Raw genomic sequence first — 25,033 nt, forward strand, 5'->3', positions numbered from 1 at the left:
GTAATGGCGCAGTGCGCGCCGAAGTGGCGCTCTGCGCGCCGGGAGGAATGCAATGACCGAGACGATGACCGACATCCTGCCGAGCTACGTCCAGGGCGAGTGGTGGACGCCCGATGCCGCGGCCGCGGCGTCGGCGACCGAGGTGCGCGACGCGTCGACGGGCGACGTGATCGCCCGCGTCTCGACCGAGGGGCTCGACCTCGCGGGCGCGCTCGAGTACGCCCGCACCGTCGGCCAGGCGAGCCTCGGCGAGCTGACCTTCCACCAGCGGGCGGTGCTGCTCAAGCAGTTCGCGCTCGCGCTCACCGAGCGCAAGGCCGAGCTGTACGAGCTGTCGAGCCGCACCGGTGCGACGAAGCAGGACTCCTGGGTCGACATCGACGGCGGCATCGGGGTGCTCTTCACGTACTCGGGCAAGGGCCGCCGCGAGATGCCGAACAGCAAGGTCTACATCGACGGGAACGTCGAGAACCTCTCGAAGGACGGCTCATTCCTCGGACGGCATATCTACACTCGGCTCCCCGGCGTGGCCGTGCAGATCAACGCGTTCAACTTCCCGGTTTGGGGCTCGCTCGAGAAGTTCGCCCCAGCGTTCCTCGCGGGTGTCCCGACGATCGTGAAGCCCGCGACGCCGACGGGCTACCTCGCCGAGGCGATGGTCCGCATCCTCGTGGAATCGGGCCTGCTGCCCGCGGGCTCGCTCCAGCTCGTGTCGGGCAGCGTGCCCGACCTCTTCGACCACCTCCGCCTCGGCGACCTCGTCGCGTTCACGGGGTCGGCGTCGACCGCGGAGCGGCTGCGCGCGCACGACTCCGTGCAGACGGGCGGCGTGCGGTTCACGAGCGAGACCGACTCGATCAACGCTTCGATCCTCGGCACCGACGCGGTGTCCGGCACGCCCGAGTTCGACGCGTACGTGAAGCAGCTCGTCGTCGAGATGACCACGAAGGCGGGCCAGAAGTGCACCGCCATCCGCCGTGCGTTCGTGCCCGAGGCATCCGTCGACGCGGTCATCGACGCCGTGCGCGCCCGCATCGCCGAGCGCGTGGTCGTCGGCGACCCGCGCGCCGAGGGCGTCACCATGGGCCCGCTCGCGTCGATCGCGCAGCGCGACGAGGTGCTCCGCCAGGTCGGCCGGCTCGAGGAGGCGGGCGGCGAGCTCGTCATCGGGTCGACGGATGCCCCGAGCGTCATGCACGCCGACGGCAGCACCGGCGCGGCATCCGACGGCGCCTTCGTCGTGCCCATGCTGCTGCGGTTCGCGGATGCCGCGAGCCCCGCGCTGCACGAGGTCGAGGCGTTCGGGCCGGTCGCGTCGATCGTCGGCTACGGCTCGCTCGACGAGGCGTCCGGGCTCGTGGCCCGCGGCGGCGGATCGCTCGTGACGAGCGTCGCGACGCACGACCCGTCGGTCGCCGTCGCGCTCGCGTCGGGCATCGCCGCGTACAACGGCCGCGTGCTCTTCCTCGACCGCGACGACGCGCGCAGCTCGACGGGCCACGGCTCGCCGCTGCCGAACCTCGTGCACGGCGGACCGGGTCGCGCCGGAGGCGGCGAGGAGCTCGGCGGCATCCGTGCCGTGCTGCACCACATGCAGCGCACGGCCGTGCAGGGTTCGCCCGAGATGCTCACCGCCCTCACCGGCGTCTGGCACCAGGGCGCGGCGTCGCAGCCGGGCGGCGTGCACCCGTTCCGCAAGTCGCTCGCGGAGCTGCGCATCGGCGACCAGGTCGTCTCGGCGTCGCGCACGGTGACGCTCGAGGACATCGAGACGTTCGCGGAGTTCACGGGCGACACGTTCTACGCGCACATGGACGAGGAGGCCGCGGCCGCGAACCCGTTCTTCCCGGGTCGCGTCGCGCACGGGTACCTGCTCGTGTCGTGGGCCGCCGGCCTGTTCGTCGACGCCGCGCCCGGCCCGGTGCTCGCGAACTACGGCCTCGAGAACCTGCGGTTCATCACGCCCGTGTCGCCCGGCGACTCGATCCGCGTGGAGCTCACGGCGAAGCAGATCTCGCCGCGGGAGACCGACGAATACGGCGAGGTGCGCTGGGACGCGGTGCTGAAGAACCAGGACGACGAGATCGTGGCGACCTACGACGTGCTCACGCTCGTCGCGAAGGAGCAGGCGCCGCAGCCGGCGTAGCGCCGGGAATCGGCCGCGGAGCGCGTCAGCCGCGCAGCGCGAGCACGAACGGGAGCACCGCGCTCGCGCCCCGCTCCCTGAGCGCTCGGCCCAGTCCCAGTCGGCGAGCACGCGCACGCAGGCCGCCAGCACCTGCGGCGGAACCGGAGCGTCGAGCGTGTTCGGCGCGAACAGCTCGCGCAGGGTGCCGCCCCAGCCGAGGTCGGTGAGCCGCGCGAGCGCGCGGCCCTCGTCGGCCTGCTCGCCGGCGGGGATGCGGCCCTTCACCGGGACGCCGAGCCGGTCGGCGCCCGTCGGCCACGCTCGCCGCGGCTCGATGGGCACGCCCACCCGGTCGAGCGCGCCGGCGGCGGCCTCGGCCGCCCCGTCGGCCAGGCCGCCCGGGTACCAGGCGCCGGCGCAGGTGTCGCACCGGCCGCAGGGCACCGCCGTCTCGTCGTCGAGCGAGCGCTGCAGGAACGCCATGCGGCATCCGTCGGTCTGCTCGTACTCGACCATGTGCCGCTGCTCCGCCTCGCGTTCTTGTGCGATGCGCCCGTAGCGCTCGGCGTCGTAGCTCCACGGCTCGCCGGTCGCGACCCACCCGCCCTGCACGCGGCGCACCGCGCCGTCGACGTCGAGCACCTTGAGCAGCAGCTCGAGCGGCGTGCGGCGAATGTCGACCCGCGCCTCGAGCGCCGGCGTCGACAGCGGGACGTCGGACAGCTCGGCGATCACGCGACGGGCGCGCTCCTCGTCGGGCATCGACGCGGTCGCGAAGTAGTGCCAGATCGCCGGATCCTCGTTGCCGGGGAGCAGGAGCACGTCGGCGCGCTCGGTCGCACGGCCGGCTCGCCCGACCTGCTGGTAGTAGGCGACGGGCGACGACGGCGCCCCGAGGTGCACCACGAAGCCGAGGTCGGGCTTGTCGAATCCCATGCCGAGCGCGCTCGTGGCGATGAGGGCCTTCACCTCGTTGCGCTTGAGCAGGGCCTCGGACTCCTCGCGCTCGTCGGGATCGGTCTGGCCCGTGTACGCCCGCACGTCGTGCCCCCGCTCGCGCAGGAGGCGCGCCGTGTCGTTCGCCGCCGACACGGTGAGCGTGTAGATGATGCCCGAGCCGGGGAGATCGTCGAGGTGGCTCAGCAGCCAGGCGAGGCGGGTCGTGGAGTCGGGGAGTCGCAGGACGCCGAGGCGCAGCGACGAGCGGGCCAGCGGGCCGCGGATCGTGAGCACCTCGCTCCCGCCGAGCTGCTCCGCGACGTCCGCCACCACCCGGCTGTTGGCCGTCGCCGTGGTCGCGAGCACCGGGACGTCGGCCGGGATGCGGGCGATGAGGTCGCGGAGCCGCCGGTAGTCGGGCCGGAAGTCGTGGCCCCAGTCGCTGATGCAGTGCGCCTCGTCGACGACGAGCAGGCCGATGCGTCGCACGAGCGCGGGCAGCTGCTCCTCGCGGAAGGAGGGGTTGTTGAGCCGCTCGGGCGAGACCAGCAGCACGTCGACCTCGTCGGCGTCGAGCCGGCGCAGCACGTCGCTCCACTCGTGGGGGTTCGTCGAGTTGATCGCGACCGCTCGCACGCCCGCACGCTCGGCCGCGGCGATCTGGTCGCGCATGAGGGCGAGCAGCGGCGAGACGAGCACGGTCGGGCCGCCGCCCCTGCGGCGCAGCAGCGCGGTGGCCACGAAGTAGACCGCCGACTTGCCCCATCCGGTGCGCTGCACCACGAGCGCGCGCCGTCGCCCATCGACGAGCGCCTCGATCGCCTCGAACTGCCCGTCGTGGAACTCCGCGTCGGGCCGGCCCACGAGGTCGCGGAGTGCGGCGAGGGCGTCGGCGCGCGTCGCATCGGTCGCGACGAGGGGGCTCATGCGTCCACTCTCGCCGATGCGGCCGACATCCGCGTTCGCGCCACCGCCCTGGAATCCCGTTCGCGTGCAGGAATCCCCTCCGACCGGGATTCCGGCGCGCCGACGGGATTCCGCCGCGTCGGCGCGGGACTCAGCGGTTGGGCGTCCAGCCGATGGCCGGGCCGACGTGCTCGGCGATCGACGCGAGCAGGCGCGCGTTGTAGTCGACGCCGAGCTGGTTCGGCACGGTGACGAGCAGCGTGTCGGCGGCCGCGACGGCCTTGTCGTTCGCGAGCTCCTCGGCGATCTCGTCGGGCTCGCCGATGTAGCTCTTGCCGAAGCGCGCGAGCCCGCCGTCGAGGAAGCCGACCTGGTCCTTGGTGTCGCTGCCGACCCGCGGGCCGAAGTACTCGCGGTCCTCGTCGGTCACGAGCGGGATGACGCTGCGCGACACCGAGACGCGCGGCGTGCGCTCCCAGCCGGCGGCCTCCCACGCGTCGCGGTAGAGCTGGATCTGCTCGTATTGCAGCTCGTCGAACGGCACGCCGGTGTCCTCGGTCAGCAGCGTCGAGCTCATGAGGTTCATGCCCTGCTCGGCGGTCCACTCGGCCGTGGCGCGGGTGCCGCTGCCCCACCAGATGCGGTCGGCGAGGCCGGGCGACTGCGGCTGGATCGGCAGCGCGGCCGTGGAGCCCGTCATCTGCGGGTTGCCGGCCACGACGCCCGCTCCGGTGATCGCGGCCCGGAACACCTCGGTCTTCTGGCGCGCGAGGTCGGCGTCGGTCTCGCCCTCTGGCGGCACGAACCCGAACGCGTGCGATCCGTTCTGCGCGGGCTCGGGTGAGCCTCGGCTCACGCCCAGCTGCAGCCGGCCCTCGCCGCCGGCGTGGGCGCTGATGAGGTCGGCGGCCGCGGCATCCTCGGCCATGTACAGCGGGTTCTCGTAGCGCATGTCGATGACGCCCGTGCCGATCTCGATGCGGCTCGTGCGGGCGCCGATCGCGGCGAGCAGCGGGAACGGGCTCGCGAGCTGCCGCGCGAAGTGGTGCACCCGGAAGAACGCGCCGTCGATGCCGAGCTCCTCGGCCGCGACCGCGAGCTCGATCGACTGCACGAGCGCGTCGCGCCCCGAGCGGGTCGACGACTGCGGCGAGGGGTGCCAGTGGCCGAACGAGAGGAATCCGATGCGCTGCTTCACGACGGGTACAGCATCCTGCGGCATCCGCTCATTCCCCTCTGCGTCTCGGCCGCGGAGAATAGGGCATCTGCCGGATGCCGGGCGGCCACCTCAGACCCGAGTCTAGGGTCAACGAACCACGGAACCGGAGTGGACATGTTGATCTCGGAACTGACCTTCCCGCACCTCGCCGAGGCCCGCGAGGCGCAGCTCGCCATGGAGCTCGAGCGTCGCCGGGTCGTCGCCGAACGACTCGCCGAGACGTCGGGCGACGCGCCGGCACGCACGCGACGTCGACGCGAGCGGATGCCGCGCGCCCGCGTCGCGACGAACGCGCCCTGCCCGGCGTAGGGGGTCCGTGACGCCGCTGCGCGGCTCCTCGACCCGCGGAGGCACTCAGCCGAGCAGCTCCTCCACCCGGTTCGACGTCGGCATGCGCAGCCCGTCGAGCGCGATCGCGATGACGTCGTCGGCGAGGCGGTCGGCGTCCTCGGCGCCGCCCGGGCGGTACCACTCGACGATCGAGTTGATCATGCCGAAGAGCAGCCGCTCGACGACGCGCACGTCGATGTCGCTGCGCAGCGATCCTTCGGCCTGCGCCTCGGACACGAGCGCCGTGACCTGCTTGTCGAAGGCGCGCCGGCGGGCGAGCGCCCGGCGCTCCACGTCGGTGTTGCCGCGCACGCGCAGCAGCAGCGTCACGTAGGGCAGCTTCTCGACGAGCACGTGCACGGCGCCCCGCAGCACGTGGTCGAGCCGGTCGGCGGCACGCCGGGGCGCGGCCCCCTCGACGAGGTCAGGGTGCGCCGACTCCTCGAGCACGCCCTCGAGGGCGCCGAGCGCCGTGTCGAGGGCGCGGTCGAGGATCTCGTCCTTCGATGCGAAGTGGTGGTAGATCGCGGACTTCGACAGGCCGAGCCGGTCGGCGAGCACGCCCATCGATGTCGCGTCGTAGCCGTACTGGTTGAACGCGGCGACGGCGACGTCGAGGATGCCCTGCTGGTCGTAGCCGGGGCGTCCCCGTCGGAGGCTTCCGTTCTCTGACATCCGCCCCAGTCTCCCATCTCGGTCGTGCGGTCGGCGGTTGCGCCACTTCCGTGCCGTCTGCGCCAGTCGAAGTGGCGCGGTTGGCGTCGAAGTGGCGCAGACACGGATGCCGCGTGCCGGCCGCCCGGCGCGCCGTCGCGATCAGCGCAGGTCGTAGACCCGCTTGTACTTGCCCTCGCTGCGCGGCAGCGCGCCGGGCTCCTCGAGCTGCACGGCGACGGTCGAGCCGACGTGCACCTTGATGCGCTGCGCGAGCACGACCGCGGCGGCCTCGCACGTCTCGACCGAGAGGTCGGGATGCCGCTCGATGCGCACCTTCAGCGCGTCCATGCGGCCCTCCTTCGAGAGCTCGAGCACGAAATGCGGCGTGAGCTGCTCGATGCCGAGCACGAGCTCCTCGATCTGCGTGGGGAACAGGTTCACGCCGCGCAGGATGATCATGTCGTCGTTGCGGCCCGTGATCTTCTCCATCCGCCGCATGCCCGGGCGGGCGGTGCCGGGCAGGAGGCGCGTGAGGTCGCGCGTGCGGTACCGGATGACCGGGAACGCCTCCTTGGTGAGCGACGTGAACACGAGCTCGCCGAGCTCGCCGTCGGGCAGGACCGCGCCGGTGTCGCCGTCGATGACCTCGGGCAGGAAGTGGTCCTCCCAGAGGTGGGGGCCGTCCTTCGTCTCGAGGCACTCGTTGCCGACGCCCGGGCCCATGACCTCGCTGAGGCCGTAGATGTCGAGCGCGTCGAGACCGAGGCGCTGCTCGAGCTCGTGGCGCATCTCGTTCGTCCACGGCTCGGCGCCGAGCACGGCGACCTTCAGCGAGGTCGAGCGCGGGTCGATGCCCTGCTCGACCATCGCGTCGGCGATCGTGAGCAGGTAGCTCGGCGTGCAGAGGATCGCGTCGGGCTCGAAGTCCTGGATGAGCTGCACCTGGCGCGCGGTCTGGCCGCCCGACATCGGGATGACCGTCGCGCCGAGCCTCTCGATGCCCGCGTGGGCGCCGAGGCCGCCCGTGAAGAGGCCGTAGCCGTAGGCGTTGTGCACCTTCATGCCGGGTCGGATGCCGCTGGCCCGCAGCGATCGGGCAACGAGCGTCGCCCAGCGGTCGAGGTCGCCGGCGGTGTAGCCGACCACGGTCGGCCGACCGGTGGTGCCGCTCGACGCGTGGATCCGCGCGACCCGCTCCATGGGCACGGCGAACATGCCGAAGGGGTAGGTCTCGCGCAGGTCGGCCTTCGTCGTGAACGGCAGCTTCGCGACATCCGCCAGCGAACGGATGTCGTCGGGGTGCACGCCGGCCTCGTCGAACTTGCGCGTGTAGAGCGGCACGTGCTCGTAGGCGTGCCGCACGGTCTGCTGCAGCCGCTCGAGCTGGAGCGCCTCGATCTCGGCGCGGGACATCCGCTCCTCGGGGTCGAGCTCGGCGGCGGGCACGGGCTCGAGGCCCGAGACGGTGGGGGAGATGGTCGTCGTCGACACGTGGTGCTCCGAGGGTTCAGATCGTTCGGTTCGTGGAGATGGATCGGCCGCGGAACTCGGCGACCGCGTCGCCGTGCTCGTCGACGACCGTGACGTCGTAGAGTCCGGTGCGGCCCGACCGGGTGCGGCGGACGGCCGTCGCGGTGAGGGTCTGCCCCGCGCGAGTGGACTTCAGGAACGTGATGTCGGCGCCCGCCGCGACGGTGACGGTGTCGTCCTCGTTGCAGGCGATGGCGAAGGCCGTGTCGGCCAGGGTGAAGACGAGGCCCCCGTGGGTGATGTGGAAGCCGTTCGTCATGTCCTCGCGCACGCGCATGGACACGACCGCGTGACCGGGGTCGTCGCGCTCGACGACCATGCCGAGGGCGGCGGACGCGAGGTCGCGGTCCATCATGGCGCGATTCGCCCGGCTCGCAGCATCCGTCATGGCGTCGGTCGTGGCATCCGTCATGCGCTGCTCCTCGTCGAGTTGCGCGCCGTTGCTGCGGCGCTGAAGATGACTATATACTAACTGAACGATCGGTTAGTAATACCGGATGCCTCGGCGTACCGCCCGGCCCGGATTCCGCCAAGCACAGGAGTCGACGATGACCGCACCCGCAGACCTCAGCGTCGCCAGTCGTGAGGAGCACGACGAGGCCGCCCAGGCGCTGTTCGACGACCTCATCGCCAAGGACTCGCGCATCGAGCCGCGCGACTGGATGCCCGAGGCGTACCGCAAGACGCTCATCCGGCAGATCAGCCAGCACGCGCACTCCGAGATCATCGGCATGCAGCCCGAGTCGAACTGGATCACGCGCGCGCCGAGCCTGAAGCGCAAGGCGATCCTCATGGCCAAGGTGCAGGACGAAGCCGGCCACGGGCTCTACCTCTACTCGGCCGCGCAGACGCTCGGCATCGGGCGCGAGGAGATGATGCAGCAGCTCATCGACGGCAAGGCGCGCTACTCCTCGATCTTCAACTACACGACACCGACCTGGGCCGACATGGGCGCCATCGGGTGGCTCGTCGACGGCGCCGCGATCTGCAACCAGGTGCCGCTGTGCCGCGCGTCCTACGGGCCCTACGGCCGGGCGATGGTGCGCATCTGCAAGGAGGAGTCGTTCCACCAGCGGCAGGGCTTCGAGATCCTGCTCGAGCTCATGCAGGGCTCCGAGGCGCAGCGCGAGATGGCGCAGGACGCCGTGAACCGCTGGTACTGGCCGAGCCTCATGATGTTCGGCCCACCCGACGACCAGTCGCCGAACTCGGCGCAGTCGATGGCGTGGAACATCAAGCGGTTCTCGAACGACGAGCTGCGCCAGCGCTTCGTCGGCATGCTCGTGCCGCAGGCCGAGGTGCTCGGCGTCACGCTGCCCGACCCGAACCTGGCGTGGAACGAGGAGCGCCAGGCCTACGACATGAGCGAGATCGACTGGACCGAGTTCAACGAGGTGCTCGCCGGTCGCGGTCCGGCGAACGCCGAGCGCCTGCGCCGCCGGCGCGAGGCCCATGACGACGGCGCCTGGGTGCGCGAGGCGGCCGCCGAGTACGCCCGCAAGCAGGCCGAGCGCGAGAAGGCGGTGGCGTGATGAGCACTCCGGGCGAGACGGGCACCGAGGCCTGGCCCCTCTGGGAGGTCTTCGTGCGGGCCAACCGCGGCCTCAGCCACGTGCACGTCGGGTCGCTGCACGCGCCCGACGCCGACATGGCCGTGCGCAACGCGCGCGACCTCTACACGCGGCGCAACGAGGGCGTCTCGATCTGGGTGGTGCCCGCCGACGCGATCACCACGAGCGACCCCGACGCGAAGGGCGCGTTCTTCGAGAGCCCGGCCGGCAAGAACTACCGCCACGCGGTGTACTACACGAAGTCCGAGGGGGTGAAGCACCTGTGAGCGACCAGCACGACGCGCACGGCGACGTCTCGGTCGACCAGGTCGAGCTCGTCGAGGAGCTCGCGGGTGCCGGCGCCGAGGGCCACGGCGCGGTCGCGTCGGCGGATGCCGCGGAGTACGCGATGCGGCTCGGCGACGACGCCCTGGTGCTCGCGCAGCAGCTCGGCATGTGGATCACCCGCGCGCCCGAGCTCGAGGAGGATGTGGCGCTCGGCAACATCGGCCTCGACCTCATCGGCCACGCCCGGTCGCTGCTGCACTACGCGGGCAGCGCCACCGGCCGCAGCGAGGACGACCTCGCCTACTGGCGGGACGAGCCCGAGTGGCGCAACGCGTGGATCTTCGAGCAGCCGAACGGCGACTTCGCGCACACGATCGCCCGCCAGCTCGTGGTGTCGACCTACCTGCTCGAGCTCTACGGCGAGCTCTCGGCGTCGACCGATCCGACCCTCGCGGCCATCGCGGCGAAGGCGGCCAAGGAGGTCGACTACCACCGCGACCACGCCGTGCAGTGGACGCTCCGCCTCGCGCACGGCACCGACGAGTCGCGTCGCCGCATGATCGTGGCGATCGCCGACACCTGGCCCTACCTCGACGAGCTCTTCGAGGACGACGAGCTCACCGAGCGCCTCGCCGACGCGGGCGTCGCTGTGCTGCCGTCGACGCTGCGCGACCGGTTCGACGAGGTCGTCGCCGCGGTGCTCGCCGAGGCCGAGTTCGAGCCGCCCACCGGGCGGACGGCGTTCATCGCCGCCGGCCGCGGACGCTCCGGCAGCCACACCGAGCACCTCGGTCCGCTGCTCGCGGAGATGCAGGTGCTCGCCCGCCAGCACCCGGGGGCGTCGTGGTGAGCGCGGTCGTTCGTCGAGTAGCGACGCCGCAGGCGACGCGTATCGAGACGCAGTCCGTCGCCCGGCCGCTGCCGAGCGACCCGATGGCCCGACGCGCCTGGGAGGTCGCCGCCACCGTGACCGACCCCGAGATCCCGGTGCTCACGATCGAGGACCTCGGCGTGCTGCGCTCGGTCGAGGTCGACGGCGGCGGCGCCGTGCGCGTGCAGCTGACCCCCACGTACAGCGGATGCCCCGCGCTCGACGCCATGCGCGACGACGTGCTCGTGGCGCTCACCCACGCCGGCTACGACGACGTGCGGGTCGACCTCGTGCTCGCCCCCGCGTGGACGACCGACTGGATGAGCGACGCCGGCAAGGAGAAGCTGCGCCGCTACGGCATCCAGGCGCCCACCGGCCGGGCCGCTGCGAAGCAGGGCCCCGTGCGCCTGCAGCTCGCGGTGAAGTGCCCGCGCTGCGACTCGCTGAACACCCGCGAGCTCGCCCGCTTCGGCTCGACGTCGTGCAAGGCGCTCTACGAGTGCCGCGACTGCCTCGAGCCCTTCGACTACTTCAAGGTGCTCTGATGGCCGCGCGCAACCTGGGGTCGACGGGCCTGGGATTCGGCACGTCGACCGCCCCCGCCCCGAGCGCCGCGCAGCCTGCTGACGCCTCCGTCGCCGAGGCGTTCCTCGCCTCGACGGTCGGCGGCGAACACGTCGTGAAGCGACACCGGGCGCGGTTCCACGAGCTCGCGGTCGCGGAGGTGCGTCCGCTCACGGCCGACGCCGTCGAGGTGACCTTCACGGTGCCCGAGGAGCTCGCCGACGACTACACCTACCTGCCCGGCCAGTACGTCGCGCTCCGCAAGGAGCTCGACGGGCACGAGCGCCGCCGGAGCTACTCGATCTGCCGGCCGCCCGAGCGCGGCAGCATCTCGGTCGCCATCAAGCGCGACCTCGGCGGCATCTTCTCGTCGTGGGCGAACTCCGAGCTGCAGGCGGGCGACACGCTCGACGTGATGAGCCCGCAGGGCACGTTCACCTCGACGCTCGACGCCCTCGACGGCAAGCACATCGTCGGCATCGCCGCCGGCAGCGGCATCACGCCGCTCATGGCGCTCGCGCACACCGTGCTCTCGCGCTCGGCGACGGCGGAGTTCGAACTCGTCTACACGAACCGTTCGACGCTCGACGTGATGTTCCTCGAGGAGCTCGCCGAGCTGAAGGACCGCTACCCGTCGCGACTCGCCGTGCACCACGTGCTCTCGCGCGAGCAGCGCACCGCGCCGCTCCTGTCGGGCCGCATCGACGCGGAGAAGCTCGGCACCATGCTCGACGTGCTCATCCGGCCCGAGACGGTCGACGAGTGGTTCCTCTGCGGGCCGTTCGAGCTCGTGCAGCTCGCCCGCGACACCCTCGCGGCGAACGGCGTGCCGGCCGACCACGTGCGCTACGAGCTGTTCACGACCGACGCCGACCGCGTCGAGCCGCGGCACGGGCGGCCCGTCGACGTGAAGCAGGGCGAGGAGACCGTCGCGATCGAGTTCACGCTCGACGGGCAGTCCTCGACGGTCGAGAGCCCCGTGTCGGCGAACGAGTCGATCCTCAACGCGGCGCTGCGCGTGCGTCCCGACGTGCCGTTCGCGTGCGCGGGCGGCGTGTGCGGCACGTGCCGGGCTCGCCTCGTCGAGGGCAGCGTGAACATGACCGAGAACTACGCGCTGGAGCCCGACGAACTGGAGCGCGGCTACGTGCTCACGTGCCAGTCGCACCCGAAGTCCGACCGCGTCGTCGTCGACTACGACGTCTGACCCCGGTACCCTGCGAGCGGGCCCGACACCGACGTCGGGCCGCGCCCCGACGAAGGAGCATCATGATCGAACTCAGCGTCACCGACGGCGTGGCGGAGGTCGTGCTGAACGCCCCCGACAAGCTCAACGCCCTCGACGTCGCGGCGCTCGCCGAGCTGACCGAGGCGTACGCGTCGGCCGAGCACGCGGCCGAGGCGGGCGACGTGCGGGCGCTCGTGCTGCGCGGCGAGGGTCGCGCGTTCTGCGCCGGCCGCGACATCTCGGGCGTCGACCCGCGCGACGACGACGTGATCGGGTACCTCGGCGGGCGCGTGCAGCCGCTCCTCGAGCGCATGGCGGCCTTCCCGGCTCCCACGTTCGCCGTCGCGCACGGCGCGTGCCTCGGTGTCGGGCTCGGACTGCTCATCGCGAGCGACATCGTGTACGTCGCCGACACCGCGAAGATCGGCTCTCCGTTCGCCAACCTCGGGGCGACCCTCGACTCTGGCGGCCACGCGCTGTTCTTCGAACGGCTCGGCGCGCACCGGACCATGGACCTCATCGTCACGGGCCGGCTCATGTCGGGCACCGAGGCGGTCGCCGCGGGCCTGTTCTCGCAGGTGTTCCCCGCCGACGAGGTGACGGATGCCGCCCGCGCCGCGGCCCGCGCCGCGGCATCCGGGGCCACCCAGGCGTTCGTGGCCTCGAAGTCGCTCATCGCATCGCTGCGCGACGACCGCCTCGGGCTCTGGCAGTCGATGGACCAGGAGAACCGGGCGCAGGCGGCCCTGTGCGACACCGACGACTACCGCGAGGGCTTCGCCGCGTTCCAGCAGAAGCGCAGGCCGGAGTTCACCGGCCGCGGCTGAGCTCGCCGACGCCTAGTCGGGGAGCGGCCGCTCCGACGCGGCGAGCCGGGCCTCGTCGAAGAGCACGCGGCCGGCCCGCTCGTAGAGCTCCATCGCCTGCTCGGGGGTGTCGCCGACGGCGGTCATGCCCACGCGACCGTGCTCGGTGATCGAGCTGATCATGTGGAACACGATCCCGGTCTGCCGCGACTGGTCGAAGTGCAGGCCGTGCCGTGCGACCACGTCGAACAGGTCGCCGATCGAGAGCGCCCGCAGCTCCTCGCCCTCGAGGTGGTCGGTGGCGACGAGGTGCTTCTCGGCGCCCTCGGGCGTGAGGAACCGGCCCGTCTCAGCGTCGTACCGCCCATCGGTCAGGAACTGCAGGGTGAGGAACGGATGCGTCGTGCCGCCCTTGCGGAGGTTGAGCTCGATCGCGTACGCCGACCATCCGCCCGCGGCATCCCGCATCGTGACGAAGTCGACCGCGAACCGCCCGAGCACGCCCTCGGCGGCCAGCCGCTCGCCGATCGCCGTCGCCGGCTCGCTGATGAGGCGCGAGTAGGCCGGATCGGCCGGGAAGACGCAGCCCAGGTAGCTCTGCCCGCTCGCGCCGCCGAGCAGCTGGTCGTGCGTCGACAGGAGCTCGACCGTGCCGTCGGGCAGCGAGCGCAGCTGCACGCTCGGGCTCAGCAGCTCCTCGCCCACGATGCGCTCCTCGACGATGCCGCCGTCGGACTCGAGCTTCGCCACGTAGGCCGCGAACGGCACGTCCTGCGCCTCGAGCCGCATGCCGTCGACGCGCTCGGCGATCGCCGAGCGCCGTTCCGGCGCCGGCAGCCCGCCGACGCCGCCCAGGTCGACGAGCGCGTTGCCGGCCCCCGAGACGCCGTCGTTGAGCTTCACGATGACCTGGCCGATGGTCGGCCGCGCGTCGAGCAGCCCGCCGATCGCGTCGACCACCTCGTCGAGGCCGTGCAGGTCCTCCGCTCCGAGCGGATACGGCACGCCGACCTCGCCGAAGAGCCGGCGGCATCCGGTCTTCGTGCCGAGGTCGGCCAGCCGGGGGTCGGAGCCGTACATCGGGATGCCGAGCTCGAGCGCGAGGTCGCGTTCGAGCTCGGTCGTGTTGTACGGGATGAGGTGGCTGCGGCCGCGGTTCGGGATGAGACCCGCGATCCTCTCGAGCAGCCGCGGGCGCTCGAGCAGCTTCACGCTGAGCGGTCGCGGCGACGCGTCGCCGACCGGGACCATCGTCAGCCGGGCGTGCGCGTGGCTCGGGATGACGCCGGGCAGGAGCGCGAGGTAGTACTCGATGATGCGCGGATCGATGGGCATCGACGAGACGTAGACCATGCGGAGCCGGGGCTGGCGGAGCAGGAGCAGCAGGAAGAGGAACCGCTCCTCGAACGCCTGCGCCATGCTGCCGCTGCCGCTTCCCGGGACCGCCCGGCTCAACGTCACCGACGGGATGACGACGACGGACTCGTCCTCGAGCCCGAGTCGCATCGCGTCCCATACCGACGGCATCCGCTCCTGCAGCCGATCGAAGCGCAGGTTCCGGGCGTCCTCGTCGAGCCCCGACAGCGTGGCCGTCGTCGAGGCGGTCCTCGTCGCGTCATCCACCGTGGTCATGTCCCCACCTCCGCCTTCGGCTCGTCGATGCCCGTGATCGCGAACGCCCGCACCGGCCGGCTGAAGCCGCGCAGGTCGAGCTCGCCGACCGGCTCGCCCGTGGCCAGCCCCTCGGCCGCCGAGTACACGCGCTGGGCGACGAGGATCTGCCCGGCCTCCGCCACGGCGCACAGCCGGGCGGCCAGGTTCGTGACGCTGCCGATGGCGGCGTAGTCGAACCGCCCCTCGAACCCGATGCGGCCGAGCGTCGCGTAGCCCTGGGCGATCCCGATGCCGAAGCCGAGGTCGTTGCCCTGCCGGCTCCAGCCGTGGGCGAGCTCGGCGACGCGCTCGCGCATGGCGACCGCCATCGCCACCGCCCGCTCGGCCGGATCGTCGACCGGCAACGGGTCGTTGAAGAACACCATGAGCCCGTCGCCCGTGAACCGCTCGAGCGTGCCCTCGAACCGGTAGATCAGCTCTCCGAGCGCGCGGTGGTACTCGGCCAGGACGCCCATGACCTCCTCGGGCTCGCTCGCCTCGGCGAACGAGGTGAAGCCCCTGAGGTCGCAGAACACCACGACGATCTCGCGCCGGTGGCTGGCGAGCACGCCCTCCTCGCCCGAATCCAGCACGACGTCGACGAGCTGCGGCGACAGGAAGCGGCGGAGTCGGTTGACCCGCTCGAGCTCGGCGACCTGCGCGTCGACCCGCGCCTCGAGCTCGACGTTCCACGCCGCGAGCTCCTCGGCCTGCCGCTCGATGGTGTCGTGGTAGCGCTTGATGCGGGCGAGCGACGCGACGCGGGCGAGGAGCTCGCCCTGGTCGAACGGCTTGCTCACGAAGTCGTCGGCGCCGGCCTCGATGGCACGGACCTTCTCCTGCTCGCCGCTCGCCGTGATCATGACGACCGGCAGGAAGGCGAACGACTCGCTGGCCCGGATGCGGCGGCACACCTCGTAGCCGTCGAGGCCGGGCATCACGATGTCGAGCAGCACGAGGTCGGCGCCGGCCGTGGGCAGCATCGCGAGCGCCTCCTCGCCCGAGGACGCCGTGAGCACCCGGTAGCCGCGTGGGCTCAGGACCGCGTCGAGCAGCCGGAGGTTCTGGGGCAGGTCGTCCACCGCGAGGATGGTGACCTCGTCACGGCGCATCGTTCCGTCCGTTGCTCAGGAACTCGCTCACCTGCCCGGGCAGCGCCCGCACGCTGATCGGCTTGCCGAGGTAGCCGTCGAAGCCCTCGCGGGCGGTGCGCTCCCGGTCCTCCTTCATGGCGAACGCGGTGACCGCCACCACGGGCACCGACCCGAGCCGGGGATCCTGCCGCAGGAGGCGGAGCGCCTCGTACCCGTCGATGCCGGGGAGCTGCAGGTCCATCAGCACGAGGTCGGGTGAGCAGGTGCCCGCGAGCTCAACGCCCTCCTCGCCGGTGTGCGCCTCGACGACCTCGTACTCGAAGGCCGTGAGCACGTCGCGCACGAGCTTGAGGTTGAGCGGGTTGTCCTCGACGACGAGGATGCGTCGGCCGGCCATCATCCCGCCTCCTCCGGGTCCTGCGGGGGCCGCCCGTTGCGGCCCGGGAGCGAGCCCGAGTGCACCGCGCCGACCCGCCGCAGCGCGCCGACGAGCTCCTCGCGGCCGACGGGCTTCACGAGGTAGTCCGTCGCGCCGAGCGTCATGCCCCGCGAACGCTCGTCGAGGATCGACACGATGATCACCGGGACTGCGCTCATCGCCCGGTCCTCGCGCACGCGGGTGAGCACCTGCCAGCCGTCGAGTCCCGGCATCCGGATGTCGAGCACCACCGCGGCCGGCCCGAGCGCCCGGATCAGCTCGAGGCCCTCCTCGCCGTCGCGGGCGTGCACCACCTGCACGCCGAGCCCGTCGAGGTAGGCGGTCATGAGGTCGAGGGAGGCGCGGTCGTCGTCGATCACGACCACGACCGGGAGGTTCGCGTGGTCGGCGGACTGGGGTGCGCTCTCGACGACGGGTCCGTCGAGCGGGAGGGTGAAGCCGAACGTGCTGCCCCGCCCGACCTCCGACTCGAGCCACATCCGACCGCCGAGCAGCGAGACGATGCGCCGGCACAGCGTGAGGCCGAGGCCCGTCCCCTCCTCGCGCTGCGTGCCGCGTCCGCCCTGCTGGAACGACTCGAAGATGCGCTCGCGGTCCTCGGCGGGGATGCCGTCGCCGTCGTCGGTCACGGTGACGGCGAGCTCGTCGCCGTCGCGCCGGGCGACCACCGCGATGCGGCCGCCGTCGGGGGTGAACTTCACCGCGTTGCTCAGCAGGTTGAGGAGCACCTGCTTGACCCGCAGCTCGTCGGAGTCGATCACGTCGACGGTCGGGTCGACCTCGAGGGTCAGCGTCAGCCCGTGCATCGCGGCGCGCTCGCGCACCATCGAGATGCCGTACTCCATGGCCGACGACACCGAGAACGTCGACGGCGCGAGCTCCATCCGCCCCGCCTCGACCTTCGAGAGGTCGAGGATGTCGTTGAGCAGGTTGAGCAGGTGCCGGCCCGAGCTCAGGATGTCGCGGAGGTACTCGTCCTGGCGGTCGTTGAGCTCGCCGAACATCCGCTCCAGCAGCACCTCCGAGAAGCCGATGACCGCGTTGAGCGGGGTGCGGAGCTCGTGCGACATGCTCGCGAGGAACTCGGACTTGTGCTGGCTCACGACCTCGAGCTCGGCGGTCTTCGTCTCGAGCTCGCGGAAGAGCCGTGCGTTCCAGACCGCGAGCGCCGACTGGCTCGCGAACGTCTCGAGGAACTCGATCGTCTCGTCCGAGAACCCGCCCGTGCGCTTGCGGCGCACGACGAGCGCGCCGATGATCTGCGTGCCGCGGAGCACCGGCACGGTGAGCACCGACCGCCAGCCGTCGTCGTGCAGGAGCTGCAGGTGCGGGTCGAGCTCGACGGTGTCGAGGTCCGCGACCGACATCGGATGGCCCTCGAGCGCCGCGCGGCCGACGAGCGTGGTCTCGACGTCGATGCGGATGCCGCGGAGCTTGCGCAGGAGCTCGGCGCTCGACGCATAGGCGCTCCGCACCGAGAAGCTCCGGTCCTCGGGGAGGTACTCCATGATGGAGCCGCCGTCGCATCCGGCGAATCGCACGGCGTTCATGATGATGTTCGAGAGCACCTCGTCGAGCACCAGGCTCGAGCTCACTGCCGCGCCGACCTCGCTGAGCGCCTCGAGCTGCTCGATCCGCCGGGCGAGCTCGGCGCCGCGAGCCTCGAGGGCGCGCACCAGGTGCACGTTGCGCACGACGACGGCGGCCTGCGCCGCGAACGCCTCGAGCAGGGCGATGGCGCGCTCGTCGAACGGGGCGACCTCGGTGCGCCAGAGCGAGAGCGCGCCGACGACCTCGCCGTCGAGGAGCATCGGCGCCGAGATGAGCGTCCGGAAGCCGCCGATCTGCTGCACGTCCTGGCGGCCGTACTGCGGGTCGCTCAGCACGTCGGCGATCTGCTGCACCTCGCGATCGAGCGTCACCCGGCCGATCAGGGTGCGGCGGTCGCGCTGCAGCGGATGCGTCTCCACGTAGTCGACGAACTCGTCGGAGAGTCCCACCGACGACGAGAGGACGAAGTAGTCGCCTTCGATCAGGTAGACCTGCGCCGCTTCGCACCGGCACAGGCGTCGCGCGCTCTCCACGACCGTGTCGAGCACCGCATCGGGGTCGGAGGAGGATCTGCCGAGCGCGGTGAGCACCTCGTTCGTCGCCGCGAACTGCTCGGTGGCGTCGGTGTAGTCGCGCTGGAGGCGTTCGAAGTCCTCCTCGCTGATGCTGCTGCGACCCCGCTCGCTGATGTGTGGCCTCTCCTTCTTCGGAGACCGTTCGCACGAACGCGACTTCAGCCGACATTCTCCTCGCGGTGGCGCCGACCACGCAATGACCCAGATCGCGTGCCAGCGCGGCCGGCCGCGGCTGGACGAAGCGGGCACGCCTCAGCGGCGCGCGTCCTCCTGGTCGTGCTCCTCGATGTCGCGGCCGAGGTCGTCCTCGATGAGCAGGTCGCGGCGCACGTGGTCGGTGCGGTACGCCGAACGGCCGAGCATGTGCGCGGTCATCGGCTGCGTGAGCAGCTGGAACGTCATGACGAGCACGATGGTCGTGAGCACGCCCCACGTCGGCACCTGCACGAGGATCGCGACGAGGACGGCGGCCAGGCCCAGCACCTGCGGCTTCGTCGCCGCATGCAGGCGGGTGAGCACGTCGGGGAACCGCACGATGCCGATCCCGGCGGCCATGGAGAGGAAGGCGCTCACCAGGATGAGCACGCCGACGACGATCTCACTCGCGCTCACGAGGCATCCTGCTTCGCCATGAACCGGGCGATGGAGATCGACCCGACGACCGCGAACATCGCGAGGATCAGCATGACCACGAGCGTGTCGGTGTGCGTGTTGATCGCCATCTCGGCACCGAGGGCGCAGATCGCGATGGCGAGCAGCACGTCGGTGGCGAGCGCTCGGTCGAGGATCGACGGCCCGCGGATGATGCGGTACACGGCCGCGAGCGCACCGATTCCGAACATGACGCCCGCGATGATGCTGACGAACGTGAGGAAGGTCATGGGGTCCGTCCCTTCTCGGAGCCGCGCCGCGCGCGCTGCGCCTCGCGCACGGCGACCGCTTGCGCGTGCGTGCCGATCGCGAGCACGATGCGCTCCTCGGTGCCGAGCACACCCCGCCTGGTGCGCTCGATGTCGGCCTCGGTGCGCGTGCCGAGTGCGTGCAGGTAGAGCAGGCCGCGCTCGCGGTCGATGTCGACGACGACCGTGCCCGGCACGACCGAGATCGCCTCGGCGGTGAGGGTCGTGACGAGGTCGGAGCGGGTGAGCAGCTGCACGGCGATGATCGAGTTCATCGGCTTCCAGCGCGGGTTCACGGCGAGGACGGCGACCTGCAGCGACGCGACGACGACGTCGAACATCATGCGCAGTCCGAGCAGGAGGCCGCGCCACGGGTTGAACCGGCCGCTCAGCAGCACGGGCGGCAGGTAGAGCACGCGCGTGACGGCGATCGCCAGGATGACGCCGGTCACGACGGTGAGCGTGTCGACGTGGTCCCAGAGGAAGAGCCAGAGCGCGACGAGCCCGATGAGTAGCGGCAGCTGCCGCCACACCGATCGCCAGCGCGAGACCTCGAGCTCGGGCCGGCTCATCGGATGCCTCCGGGGAACACGAGCGAGACGTACGCTTCGGGATTCACGAGGTCGAACGACGCGCGGTCGGTGAGCTCGAAGAGCGGACCGGCGAACACCGTGAGCAGCACCGTGACCACGACGAGCGTGGTCGTCGCCGCGACCATGAGCACGGGCGTGGTGCGCGTCGCGGTGACGGTCGCGCCCTCCGGCGCCTCCTGCACCGACCCGAGCAGCACCGACTCGTAGCCCTCGAGCTCGTCGCGTCCGCGCCAGAACGCCATGTTCCAGAACCGCGTCAGGGCGTAGAGGGTGATGAGCGAGGTGGCGGCGCCCGCGGCGATCACGGCCCAGGTGAGCCAGGCCGTGCCCGCGGCATCCGGTGCGCCCGCCTGCTCGGCCCCGGCCAGGAACAGGCCCGCCTTGCCGAGGAACCCCGAGAACGGCGGGATGCCGCCGAGGTTCAGCGCCGGGATGAAGAACAGGACCGCGAGGAGCGGCGACGCCTTGAGCAGCCCGGCGAGCCGGTTGATCGACGTCGCGCCGCCGAAGCGCGCGATGAGTCCGGTGGTGAGGAACAGCGTGGTCTGCACGGTGATGTGGTGCACGACGTAGTAGATCGTCGACGCGAGGCCGAGCTGCGTGCCCACGGCGATGCCGAAGATCATGTAGCCGATGTGGCTCACGAGCGTGAACGACAGGAGTCGCTTGATGTCGGCCTGCGTGAGCGCGCCGAGGATGCCGATGAGCATCGTCAGCCCGCCGACCACCATGAGCAGCAGCGTGAGGTCGCTCTCGGTGAAGATCACGGTCTCGGTGCGGATGATCGCATAGACGCCGACCTTCGTGAGCAGGCCGGCGAAGACCGCGGTGACCGGGGCGGGGGCCGTCGGGTAGGAGTCGGGAAGCCAGAACGACAGCGGGAAGACCGCGGCCTTGATGCCGAACGCGATGAGCAGCAGCAGGTGCAGGATGAGCTGCACGCCGTCGGGGAGCTCCGCGAGCCGCACCGAGAGCTGCGCGATGTTCACGGTGCCGGTCGCGCCGTAGATGAGCGCGATCGCCGAGAGGAAGAACAGCGACGAGACGAGGCTCACGATGATGTAGGTGACGCCCGCGCGGATGCGCTCACCGGTGCCGCCGAGCGTGAGCAGCACGTAGCTCGCCGAGAGGAGGATCTCGAACCCGACGTAGAGGTTGAACAGGTCGCCCGCGATGAACGCGTTGAACACGCCCGCCGAGAGGATGAGGTAGCTCGGGTGGAAGATCGACACCGGCGTCTCGCGGTGGCGGTCGGCCACGCCCTGCCCGACGGCGTACACGAGCACGACGAGCAGCACGATCGCCGAGATGAGCAGCATGATCGCCGAGAGGCGGTCGACGACGAGCACGATGCCGTGGGGCGCCGGCCATGCCCCGACCGAGACGACGGTCGGCTCGCCCGCGTCGACGGCGCCGAGCAGCACCGCGGCGATCACCACGACGCCGCCGAGCACGGTCGCGCTCACGCCCATCTGCGCGCGGCGGTGGCGGCCGAGGATGAGCGCGGTCGCCGCTCCGAGCAGGGGCAGCAGCACGACGAGCGGCACGAGCACGGCGGTCATCGGTCGTCACCCCCCTCGCTGCGGTCGCGGGCGGATGCCTCGAGCTCGAGTTCCTCCTCGAGCGCCTCGTCGGGCTCCTCGTCGCTCGCGTCGATGATCTCCTGGATGGCCGCGTCGTCGGCCGCGGAGCTGCGGATGAGGTCGGCGGCCTCCTCTGCGTCCTGCACGTCCTCCTCCTCGTCGTCGACGAGGTCGCCCTTCGTGCCGAGCTGGGCGAGCCACCACGACCGGTAGATGAGCGCGAGCATGAACGCGGTGATGCCCAGGTTGATGACGATCGCCGTCAGCACGAAGGCCTGCGGCAGCGGGTCGGAGATCTCGTCGGGGTCGACGCCCACGCCGAGGATCGGAGCGAGGCCCGGCGCGCCGCTCATGAGGTAGATGAGGATGTTCACCGCGTTGCCGACGAGCAGGAAGCCGATGAGCACGCGCGTGAGGCTGCGCTCGAGCATGATCGAGATGCCCGCACCGAACAGCACGGCCATGAGCACCACGAGCGTGAGCGAGGCGGTCATCGGCGGGCCTCCCCTGCGTCGGCTCGGGCGTCGCCGCCGGTGCGGCCGGCGGTGGTGAGCGGCGTCTCGAGCTCGGCGTCGACGTGCTCGGGGCGCTCGGCGAGCTCGGGGCCCTCGCCCTGCTCGAGGTCGGCGCCGGCCGCCGCGCCGCCGCGATCGAGGTCGCCGCCCTCCTCGCTCTCGTCGCCCGCCAGCTCCTCCTGGCGATCGACCTCGCCGCCGAGCGAGCGGAGGATGTCGAGCACGAGCCCGACGACCACCAGGTAGACGCCGATGTCGAACAGCGTCGAGGTGCCGATCGAGATGGTGCCGATGAGCGGGAGGTCGGCCTCGAACCAGGCAGACTCGAGCGGGGCGGTGCCGAAGACGAGCGAGCCGGCCGCCGTGCCGGCTGCGAGCAGCAGTCCCGTGCCGAGCAGCCGGCCGGCGTCGACGGGGGCCGCCTCGCCGAGCTCGTACCGTCCGCCGGCGAGGTAGCGCGCGACGAGGGCGAGGCCCGCGAGCAGGCCGCCCGCGAAGCCGCCGCCCGGGGCGTTGTGGCCGACGAACAGCAGGTAGACCGACACGATGATCGCGGGGTGGAACAGCAGCCGCACGAGCACCTCGATGAGGATCGAGCGGTTGCGCGGCGACAGGGTGCGGCCGGCGAGGAGCCACGTCTGCCGGGTCGATGCGGCCTCGGCCGCGGCATCCGTCTCGCCCTCGGTGTCGGCGAGGCTCGTGCGCGGGGCGCGGATGCTCGACGCGGGCTCGGGCACCGGCCGCAGGCGCTGCCGCCGGTCGACGGGCACGTCGAGCTCGGCGAGGTCGAGCCGCGGCGCGCCGCCCGTGCGACCCGAGACGAAGATGAGGCTCGCGACGCCGGTGGCGACCGCGACGAGCACCGAGATCTCGCCGAGCGTGTCCCAGGCGCGGATGTCGACGAGCATGACGTTCACGATGTTCTTGCCGTGCGCCTCGATCGCGAGCGCCGGCAGCCCCTCGGCGATGGTCGGCTCGATGCGGGCGCCCAGCGCGACCAGGCCGATGATGCCCATCACGATCCCGGCGAGCGCGCCGATGATGCCGCGCGCGACCTTGTGCACGGGCGGGTTGCGCTGCGCGATCTGCCGGGGCAGGCGGCGCAGCACCAGCACGAACACCACGAGCACGATCGTCTCGACCAGCGCCTGCGTGAGCGCGAGGTCGGGCGCGCCCGACATGCCGAACAGCAGCACGAGCCCGTAGCCCGTGACGCTCACGAGCAGCACCGCCGTCATCCGCTGCCTCACCGTGGCGGCCGCGAGCCCAGCGATGGCCATGACGAACGCGAGGAACGGCTGCGCCGGGTAGTCCCAGAGCCGGATGCCGTCGGGCCAGGTGGTGTTCATGACGGATGCCGCGCCGAGCCCGCCGATGAACACCGTGACGATGATCGCCAGGTAGCCGGGCAGCCCGCGGTGCTGGATCGCGGTGGTCACGGCCGCGGCGACGCGGTCGACGACGGAGACGATGCCGAGGTACCCGCGTGCCGAGTCGACCATCGGGGTCACGGCGGCCTGCAGGCGGGCGACGCGAACGCGGCCCCAGACGAGCAGCGCGCCGAGCGCGAACACCGCGAGCGAGATCCAGAGCGCCGGCTCGAGTCCGTGCCAGAGCGCGAGGTGGTAGTCGTGCGGCCCCGGCAGCCCATCCGCGTAGGCGGCGAGGAGCGGCTCGATCGCGGAGATGGCGAACGCCGCGACGAGGCTCGCAGCAGACAGGATGCCGGGGGCCAGGCCGATGAGCGGCGACTCCTCGTGCAGGGGTGTCGGCTCGAGGTCGGGGCGTGTCCAGAACGCGCCCCACACGAAGCGCACCGAGTACGCGACGGTGAGCACCGAGCCGAGGAACGCACCGACGAGGGCGACCCACGCCCACGACTCGCCGGCCGCCGCCGCCTCGAGGAACGCCGTGAACACGGCCTCCTTCGCGACGAATCCGAGCAGCGGCGGCAGGCCCGCCATCGACGCCGCGGCGACGATCGCGATGGTCGCGATCACGGGCATCCGTCGTCCGAGACCGGAGAGCCTGCGCCAGTCTCGGGTGCCCGCGGCGTGGTCGACGATGCCGACCACGAGGAACAACGCGGCCTTGAACAGCGCGTGCGCGAGCAGCAGCGCGACGCCCGCGAGGGCAGCGTCGCGGGTGCCGTACCCGGTGACGAGCACGAGGAAGCCGAGCTGGCTCACCGTGCCGTACGCGAGCAGGAGCTTGAGGTCGTACTGGCGCAACGCGCGCCAGCCGCCGACGAGCATCGTGAGCACGCCGAGCCCGATGACGATCGGATGCCACACGTCGAGGTCGGCGTACCCGGGGGCCATGCGCGCGACCAGGTACACGCCCGCCTTCACCATCGCCGCGGCGTGCAGGTACGCGGACACCGGCGTGGGAGCGGCCATGGCCGCGGGGAGCCAGAAGTGGAACGGCACCAGCGCGCTCTTGGAGATCGCGCCGACGAGCACGAGGGCGATGCCCCACTCGCCGGCCGCGCCGGTCACCGGGTTCGCGATGAGCTCGGAGAGCGAGGTCGTGCCGCCCGCGACCACGAGCAGCACGAGGCCGACGAGCATGGCGAGGCCGCCGAAGGTCGTGACGGTGAGCGCCTGCAGGGCGGCACCGCGGCTCTCCTTGCGGCCGGTGTAGTGGCCGATGAGGAGGTACGAGAGCACGCTCGTCGCCTCCCAGAAGACGAAGAGCAGGAAGACGTCGTCGGCGGTGACGAGGCCGAGCATCACGCCCGCGAAGGCGAGGAGGAGCGCCGCGAACCGACCGAGGGCGGGCTCGTCGTCGCGGAAGTAGTGCGTGCAGTAGAGCAGCACGAGCGCGCCCACGCCCGTGACGATGAGGGCGAGCAGGAGCGCGAGCGCGTCGAGCCGGAAGGACAGCGCGATGCCGAGCTGGGGGATCCAGGGCACGACCTCGACGACCGGACGGCCCGCGACGACCCCGGGCAGCCAGGCGAGCAGCACGACGAAGACGGCGGCGGGGACGAGGGCGATGATCGGGAAGATGCGCCGGCCGAGGAGCCTCGTGGCGAGCGGCGTGAGGAGGGCGACGACGCCGAAGGCGACGAGGCTGGTGATCATCCGACCTCCCAGCACTCGCGCAACATTCC

The 25,033-nt window shown here is 71.8% G+C and carries 22 protein-coding genes and 1 pseudogene; 8 read left to right on the forward strand and 15 right to left on the reverse strand.

Annotation, left to right across the window (positions count from 1 at the left end):
* The first annotated feature begins 52 nt into the window (after positions 1–52).
* Positions 53–2,146: a phenylacetic acid degradation bifunctional protein PaaZ gene (gene paaZ, locus FYC51_RS09945; RefSeq protein WP_420797231.1), complete on the forward strand. Its 2,094-nt coding sequence runs from the start codon at positions 53–55 to the stop codon at positions 2,144–2,146.
* 81 nt (positions 2,147–2,227) lie between these two features.
* On the opposite strand, the pseudogene FYC51_RS09950 reads toward paaZ, so the two are convergent.
* Both FYC51_RS09950 and FYC51_RS09955 read right to left on the reverse strand, forming a co-directional pair.
* A pseudogene (locus FYC51_RS09950) lies at positions 2,228–3,994 on the reverse strand (RecQ family ATP-dependent DNA helicase); the annotation flags it as partial.
* 130 nt (positions 3,995–4,124) lie between these two features.
* Positions 4,125–5,195 (reverse strand): LLM class flavin-dependent oxidoreductase, encoded by a 1,071-nt coding sequence (locus FYC51_RS09955; protein WP_148733392.1) that lies wholly within the window; start codon positions 5,193–5,195, stop codon positions 4,125–4,127.
* Between the two features lie 111 nt (positions 5,196–5,306).
* On the opposite strand from FYC51_RS09955, the gene FYC51_RS09960 reads away from it, so the two are divergent.
* A complete protein-coding gene (locus tag FYC51_RS09960) occupies positions 5,307–5,501 on the forward strand; it encodes a hypothetical protein (protein ID WP_148733393.1) in 195 nt (64 codons plus the stop codon).
* A gap of 45 nt (positions 5,502–5,546) precedes the next feature.
* Here the strand turns inward: FYC51_RS09960 and FYC51_RS09965 are convergent, their stop codons facing one another.
* The 3 genes from FYC51_RS09965 to paaI form a co-directional block, all read right to left on the reverse strand.
* Positions 5,547–6,197: a TetR/AcrR family transcriptional regulator gene (locus FYC51_RS09965; RefSeq protein WP_148733394.1), complete on the reverse strand. Its 651-nt coding sequence runs from the start codon at positions 6,195–6,197 to the stop codon at positions 5,547–5,549.
* Between the two features lie 141 nt (positions 6,198–6,338).
* The gene (gene paaK, locus FYC51_RS09970; protein ID WP_420797232.1) at positions 6,339–7,670 is read right to left on the reverse strand and encodes a phenylacetate--CoA ligase PaaK; all 1,332 of its coding nucleotides are present in this window, start codon (positions 7,668–7,670) and stop codon (positions 6,339–6,341) included.
* 16 nt (positions 7,671–7,686) lie between these two features.
* Positions 7,687–8,121, reverse strand: a complete 435-nt coding sequence (gene paaI / locus FYC51_RS09975) for a hydroxyphenylacetyl-CoA thioesterase PaaI (RefSeq protein WP_148733395.1) — start codon at positions 8,119–8,121, stop codon at positions 7,687–7,689.
* A gap of 136 nt (positions 8,122–8,257) precedes the next feature.
* Between paaI and paaA the strand changes: the two genes are divergently transcribed.
* The 6 genes from paaA to FYC51_RS10005 all read left to right on the forward strand — a co-directional run bounded on the left by paaA (position 8,258) and on the right by FYC51_RS10005 (position 13,037).
* On the forward strand, positions 8,258–9,241 hold the full coding sequence (paaA, locus tag FYC51_RS09980) for a 1,2-phenylacetyl-CoA epoxidase subunit PaaA (RefSeq protein WP_148733396.1): 984 nt from the start codon (positions 8,258–8,260) through the stop codon (positions 9,239–9,241).
* Positions 9,241–9,546, forward strand: a complete 306-nt coding sequence (paaB, locus tag FYC51_RS09985; protein ID WP_136707718.1) for a 1,2-phenylacetyl-CoA epoxidase subunit PaaB — start codon at positions 9,241–9,243, stop codon at positions 9,544–9,546. Before paaA ends, paaB begins: the two co-directional genes overlap by 1 nt.
* Complete coding sequence (paaC, locus tag FYC51_RS09990) at positions 9,543–10,397, forward strand: 1,2-phenylacetyl-CoA epoxidase subunit PaaC (RefSeq protein WP_148733397.1); 855 nt, start codon at positions 9,543–9,545, stop codon at positions 10,395–10,397. Before paaB ends, paaC begins: the two co-directional genes overlap by 4 nt.
* 83 nt (positions 10,398–10,480) lie before the next feature.
* Positions 10,481–10,963, forward strand: a complete 483-nt coding sequence (gene paaD, locus FYC51_RS09995) for a 1,2-phenylacetyl-CoA epoxidase subunit PaaD (protein ID WP_148734240.1) — start codon at positions 10,481–10,483, stop codon at positions 10,961–10,963.
* The gene (gene paaE, locus FYC51_RS10000; protein WP_148733398.1) at positions 10,963–12,189 is read left to right on the forward strand and encodes a 1,2-phenylacetyl-CoA epoxidase subunit PaaE; all 1,227 of its coding nucleotides are present in this window, start codon (positions 10,963–10,965) and stop codon (positions 12,187–12,189) included. Before paaD ends, paaE begins: the two co-directional genes overlap by 1 nt.
* A gap of 62 nt (positions 12,190–12,251) precedes the next feature.
* The gene (locus FYC51_RS10005; protein WP_148733399.1) at positions 12,252–13,037 is read left to right on the forward strand and encodes an enoyl-CoA hydratase/isomerase family protein; all 786 of its coding nucleotides are present in this window, start codon (positions 12,252–12,254) and stop codon (positions 13,035–13,037) included.
* A gap of 12 nt (positions 13,038–13,049) precedes the next feature.
* Here FYC51_RS10005 and FYC51_RS10010 read toward each other — a convergent pair whose 3' ends face one another.
* The 10 genes from FYC51_RS10010 to FYC51_RS10055 form a co-directional block, all read right to left on the reverse strand.
* Complete coding sequence (locus FYC51_RS10010; RefSeq protein ID WP_148733400.1) at positions 13,050–14,648, reverse strand: peptide ligase PGM1-related protein; 1,599 nt, start codon at positions 14,646–14,648, stop codon at positions 13,050–13,052.
* A complete protein-coding gene (locus FYC51_RS10015; protein WP_148733401.1) occupies positions 14,645–15,781 on the reverse strand; it encodes an adenylate/guanylate cyclase domain-containing protein in 1,137 nt (378 codons plus the stop codon). The genes FYC51_RS10010 and FYC51_RS10015 overlap by 4 nt, the downstream gene beginning before the upstream one ends.
* The gene (locus FYC51_RS10020; protein ID WP_148733402.1) at positions 15,771–16,160 is read right to left on the reverse strand and encodes a response regulator; all 390 of its coding nucleotides are present in this window, start codon (positions 16,158–16,160) and stop codon (positions 15,771–15,773) included. Before FYC51_RS10020 ends, FYC51_RS10015 begins: the two co-directional genes overlap by 11 nt.
* Positions 16,160–18,343, reverse strand: coding sequence for a hybrid sensor histidine kinase/response regulator (locus FYC51_RS10025; RefSeq protein ID WP_222863228.1), 2,184 nt, complete (start codon positions 18,341–18,343; stop codon positions 16,160–16,162). The genes FYC51_RS10020 and FYC51_RS10025 overlap by 1 nt, the downstream gene beginning before the upstream one ends.
* Before the next feature lie 237 nt (positions 18,344–18,580).
* On the reverse strand, positions 18,581–18,940 hold the full coding sequence (gene mnhG / locus FYC51_RS10030) for a monovalent cation/H(+) antiporter subunit G (RefSeq protein WP_148733403.1): 360 nt from the start codon (positions 18,938–18,940) through the stop codon (positions 18,581–18,583).
* Entirely contained in the window at positions 18,937–19,209 is a 273-nt protein-coding gene (locus FYC51_RS10035) for an MrpF/PhaF family protein (protein ID WP_148733404.1), read from the reverse strand. The genes mnhG and FYC51_RS10035 overlap by 4 nt, the downstream gene beginning before the upstream one ends.
* Positions 19,206–19,799, reverse strand: coding sequence for a Na+/H+ antiporter subunit E (locus tag FYC51_RS10040; RefSeq protein WP_148733405.1), 594 nt, complete (start codon positions 19,797–19,799; stop codon positions 19,206–19,208). The genes FYC51_RS10035 and FYC51_RS10040 overlap by 4 nt, the downstream gene beginning before the upstream one ends.
* Positions 19,796–21,382 (reverse strand): Na+/H+ antiporter subunit D, encoded by a 1,587-nt coding sequence (locus FYC51_RS10045; protein ID WP_148733406.1) that lies wholly within the window; start codon positions 21,380–21,382, stop codon positions 19,796–19,798. Before FYC51_RS10045 ends, FYC51_RS10040 begins: the two co-directional genes overlap by 4 nt.
* A complete protein-coding gene (locus FYC51_RS10050; RefSeq protein ID WP_148733407.1) occupies positions 21,379–21,897 on the reverse strand; it encodes a Na(+)/H(+) antiporter subunit C in 519 nt (172 codons plus the stop codon). Before FYC51_RS10050 ends, FYC51_RS10045 begins: the two co-directional genes overlap by 4 nt.
* Positions 21,894–25,004 carry a Na+/H+ antiporter subunit A gene (locus FYC51_RS10055; RefSeq protein WP_148733408.1) on the reverse strand — a complete coding sequence of 1,037 codons (3,111 nt, stop codon included), beginning with the start codon at positions 25,002–25,004 and terminating at the stop codon, positions 21,894–21,896. The genes FYC51_RS10050 and FYC51_RS10055 overlap by 4 nt, the downstream gene beginning before the upstream one ends.
* Between the last annotated feature and the right edge of the window lie 29 nt (positions 25,005–25,033).

This window comes from Agromyces mariniharenae, from assembly GCF_008122505.1.
Lineage (GTDB): Bacteria > Actinomycetota > Actinomycetes > Actinomycetales > Microbacteriaceae > Agromyces > Agromyces mariniharenae.

Coding starts and splice junctions, on each gene's coding strand:
- FYC51_RS10050 (WP_148733407.1), bottom strand. CDS start 21,897: ATGACCGCCTCGCTCACGCTCGTGGTGCTCATGGCCGTGCTGTTCGGT.
- paaA (WP_148733396.1), top strand. CDS start 8,258: ATGACCGCACCCGCAGACCTCAGCGTCGCCAGTCGTGAGGAGCACGAC.
- FYC51_RS09965 (WP_148733394.1), bottom strand. CDS start 6,197: ATGTCAGAGAACGGAAGCCTCCGACGGGGACGCCCCGGCTACGACCAG.
- FYC51_RS10055 (WP_148733408.1), bottom strand. CDS start 25,004: ATGATCACCAGCCTCGTCGCCTTCGGCGTCGTCGCCCTCCTCACGCCG.
- FYC51_RS10035 (WP_148733404.1), bottom strand. CDS start 19,209: ATGACCTTCCTCACGTTCGTCAGCATCATCGCGGGCGTCATGTTCGGA.
- paaZ (WP_420797231.1), top strand. CDS start 53: ATGACCGAGACGATGACCGACATCCTGCCGAGCTACGTCCAGGGCGAG.
- FYC51_RS10010 (WP_148733400.1), bottom strand. CDS start 14,648: ATGACCACGGTGGATGACGCGACGAGGACCGCCTCGACGACGGCCACG.
- FYC51_RS10005 (WP_148733399.1), top strand. CDS start 12,252: ATGATCGAACTCAGCGTCACCGACGGCGTGGCGGAGGTCGTGCTGAAC.
- paaD (WP_148734240.1), top strand. CDS start 10,481: ATGGCCCGACGCGCCTGGGAGGTCGCCGCCACCGTGACCGACCCCGAG.
- FYC51_RS09960 (WP_148733393.1), top strand. CDS start 5,307: ATGTTGATCTCGGAACTGACCTTCCCGCACCTCGCCGAGGCCCGCGAG.
- paaI (WP_148733395.1), bottom strand. CDS start 8,121: ATGACGGATGCCACGACCGACGCCATGACGGATGCTGCGAGCCGGGCG.
- paaE (WP_148733398.1), top strand. CDS start 10,963: ATGGCCGCGCGCAACCTGGGGTCGACGGGCCTGGGATTCGGCACGTCG.
- paaB (WP_136707718.1), top strand. CDS start 9,241: ATGAGCACTCCGGGCGAGACGGGCACCGAGGCCTGGCCCCTCTGGGAG.
- FYC51_RS10020 (WP_148733402.1), bottom strand. CDS start 16,160: ATGGCCGGCCGACGCATCCTCGTCGTCGAGGACAACCCGCTCAACCTC.
- FYC51_RS10040 (WP_148733405.1), bottom strand. CDS start 19,799: ATGAGCCGGCCCGAGCTCGAGGTCTCGCGCTGGCGATCGGTGTGGCGG.
- FYC51_RS10015 (WP_148733401.1), bottom strand. CDS start 15,781: ATGCGCCGTGACGAGGTCACCATCCTCGCGGTGGACGACCTGCCCCAG.
- FYC51_RS10045 (WP_148733406.1), bottom strand. CDS start 21,382: ATGACCGCCGTGCTCGTGCCGCTCGTCGTGCTGCTGCCCCTGCTCGGA.
- FYC51_RS09955 (WP_148733392.1), bottom strand. CDS start 5,195: ATGCCGCAGGATGCTGTACCCGTCGTGAAGCAGCGCATCGGATTCCTC.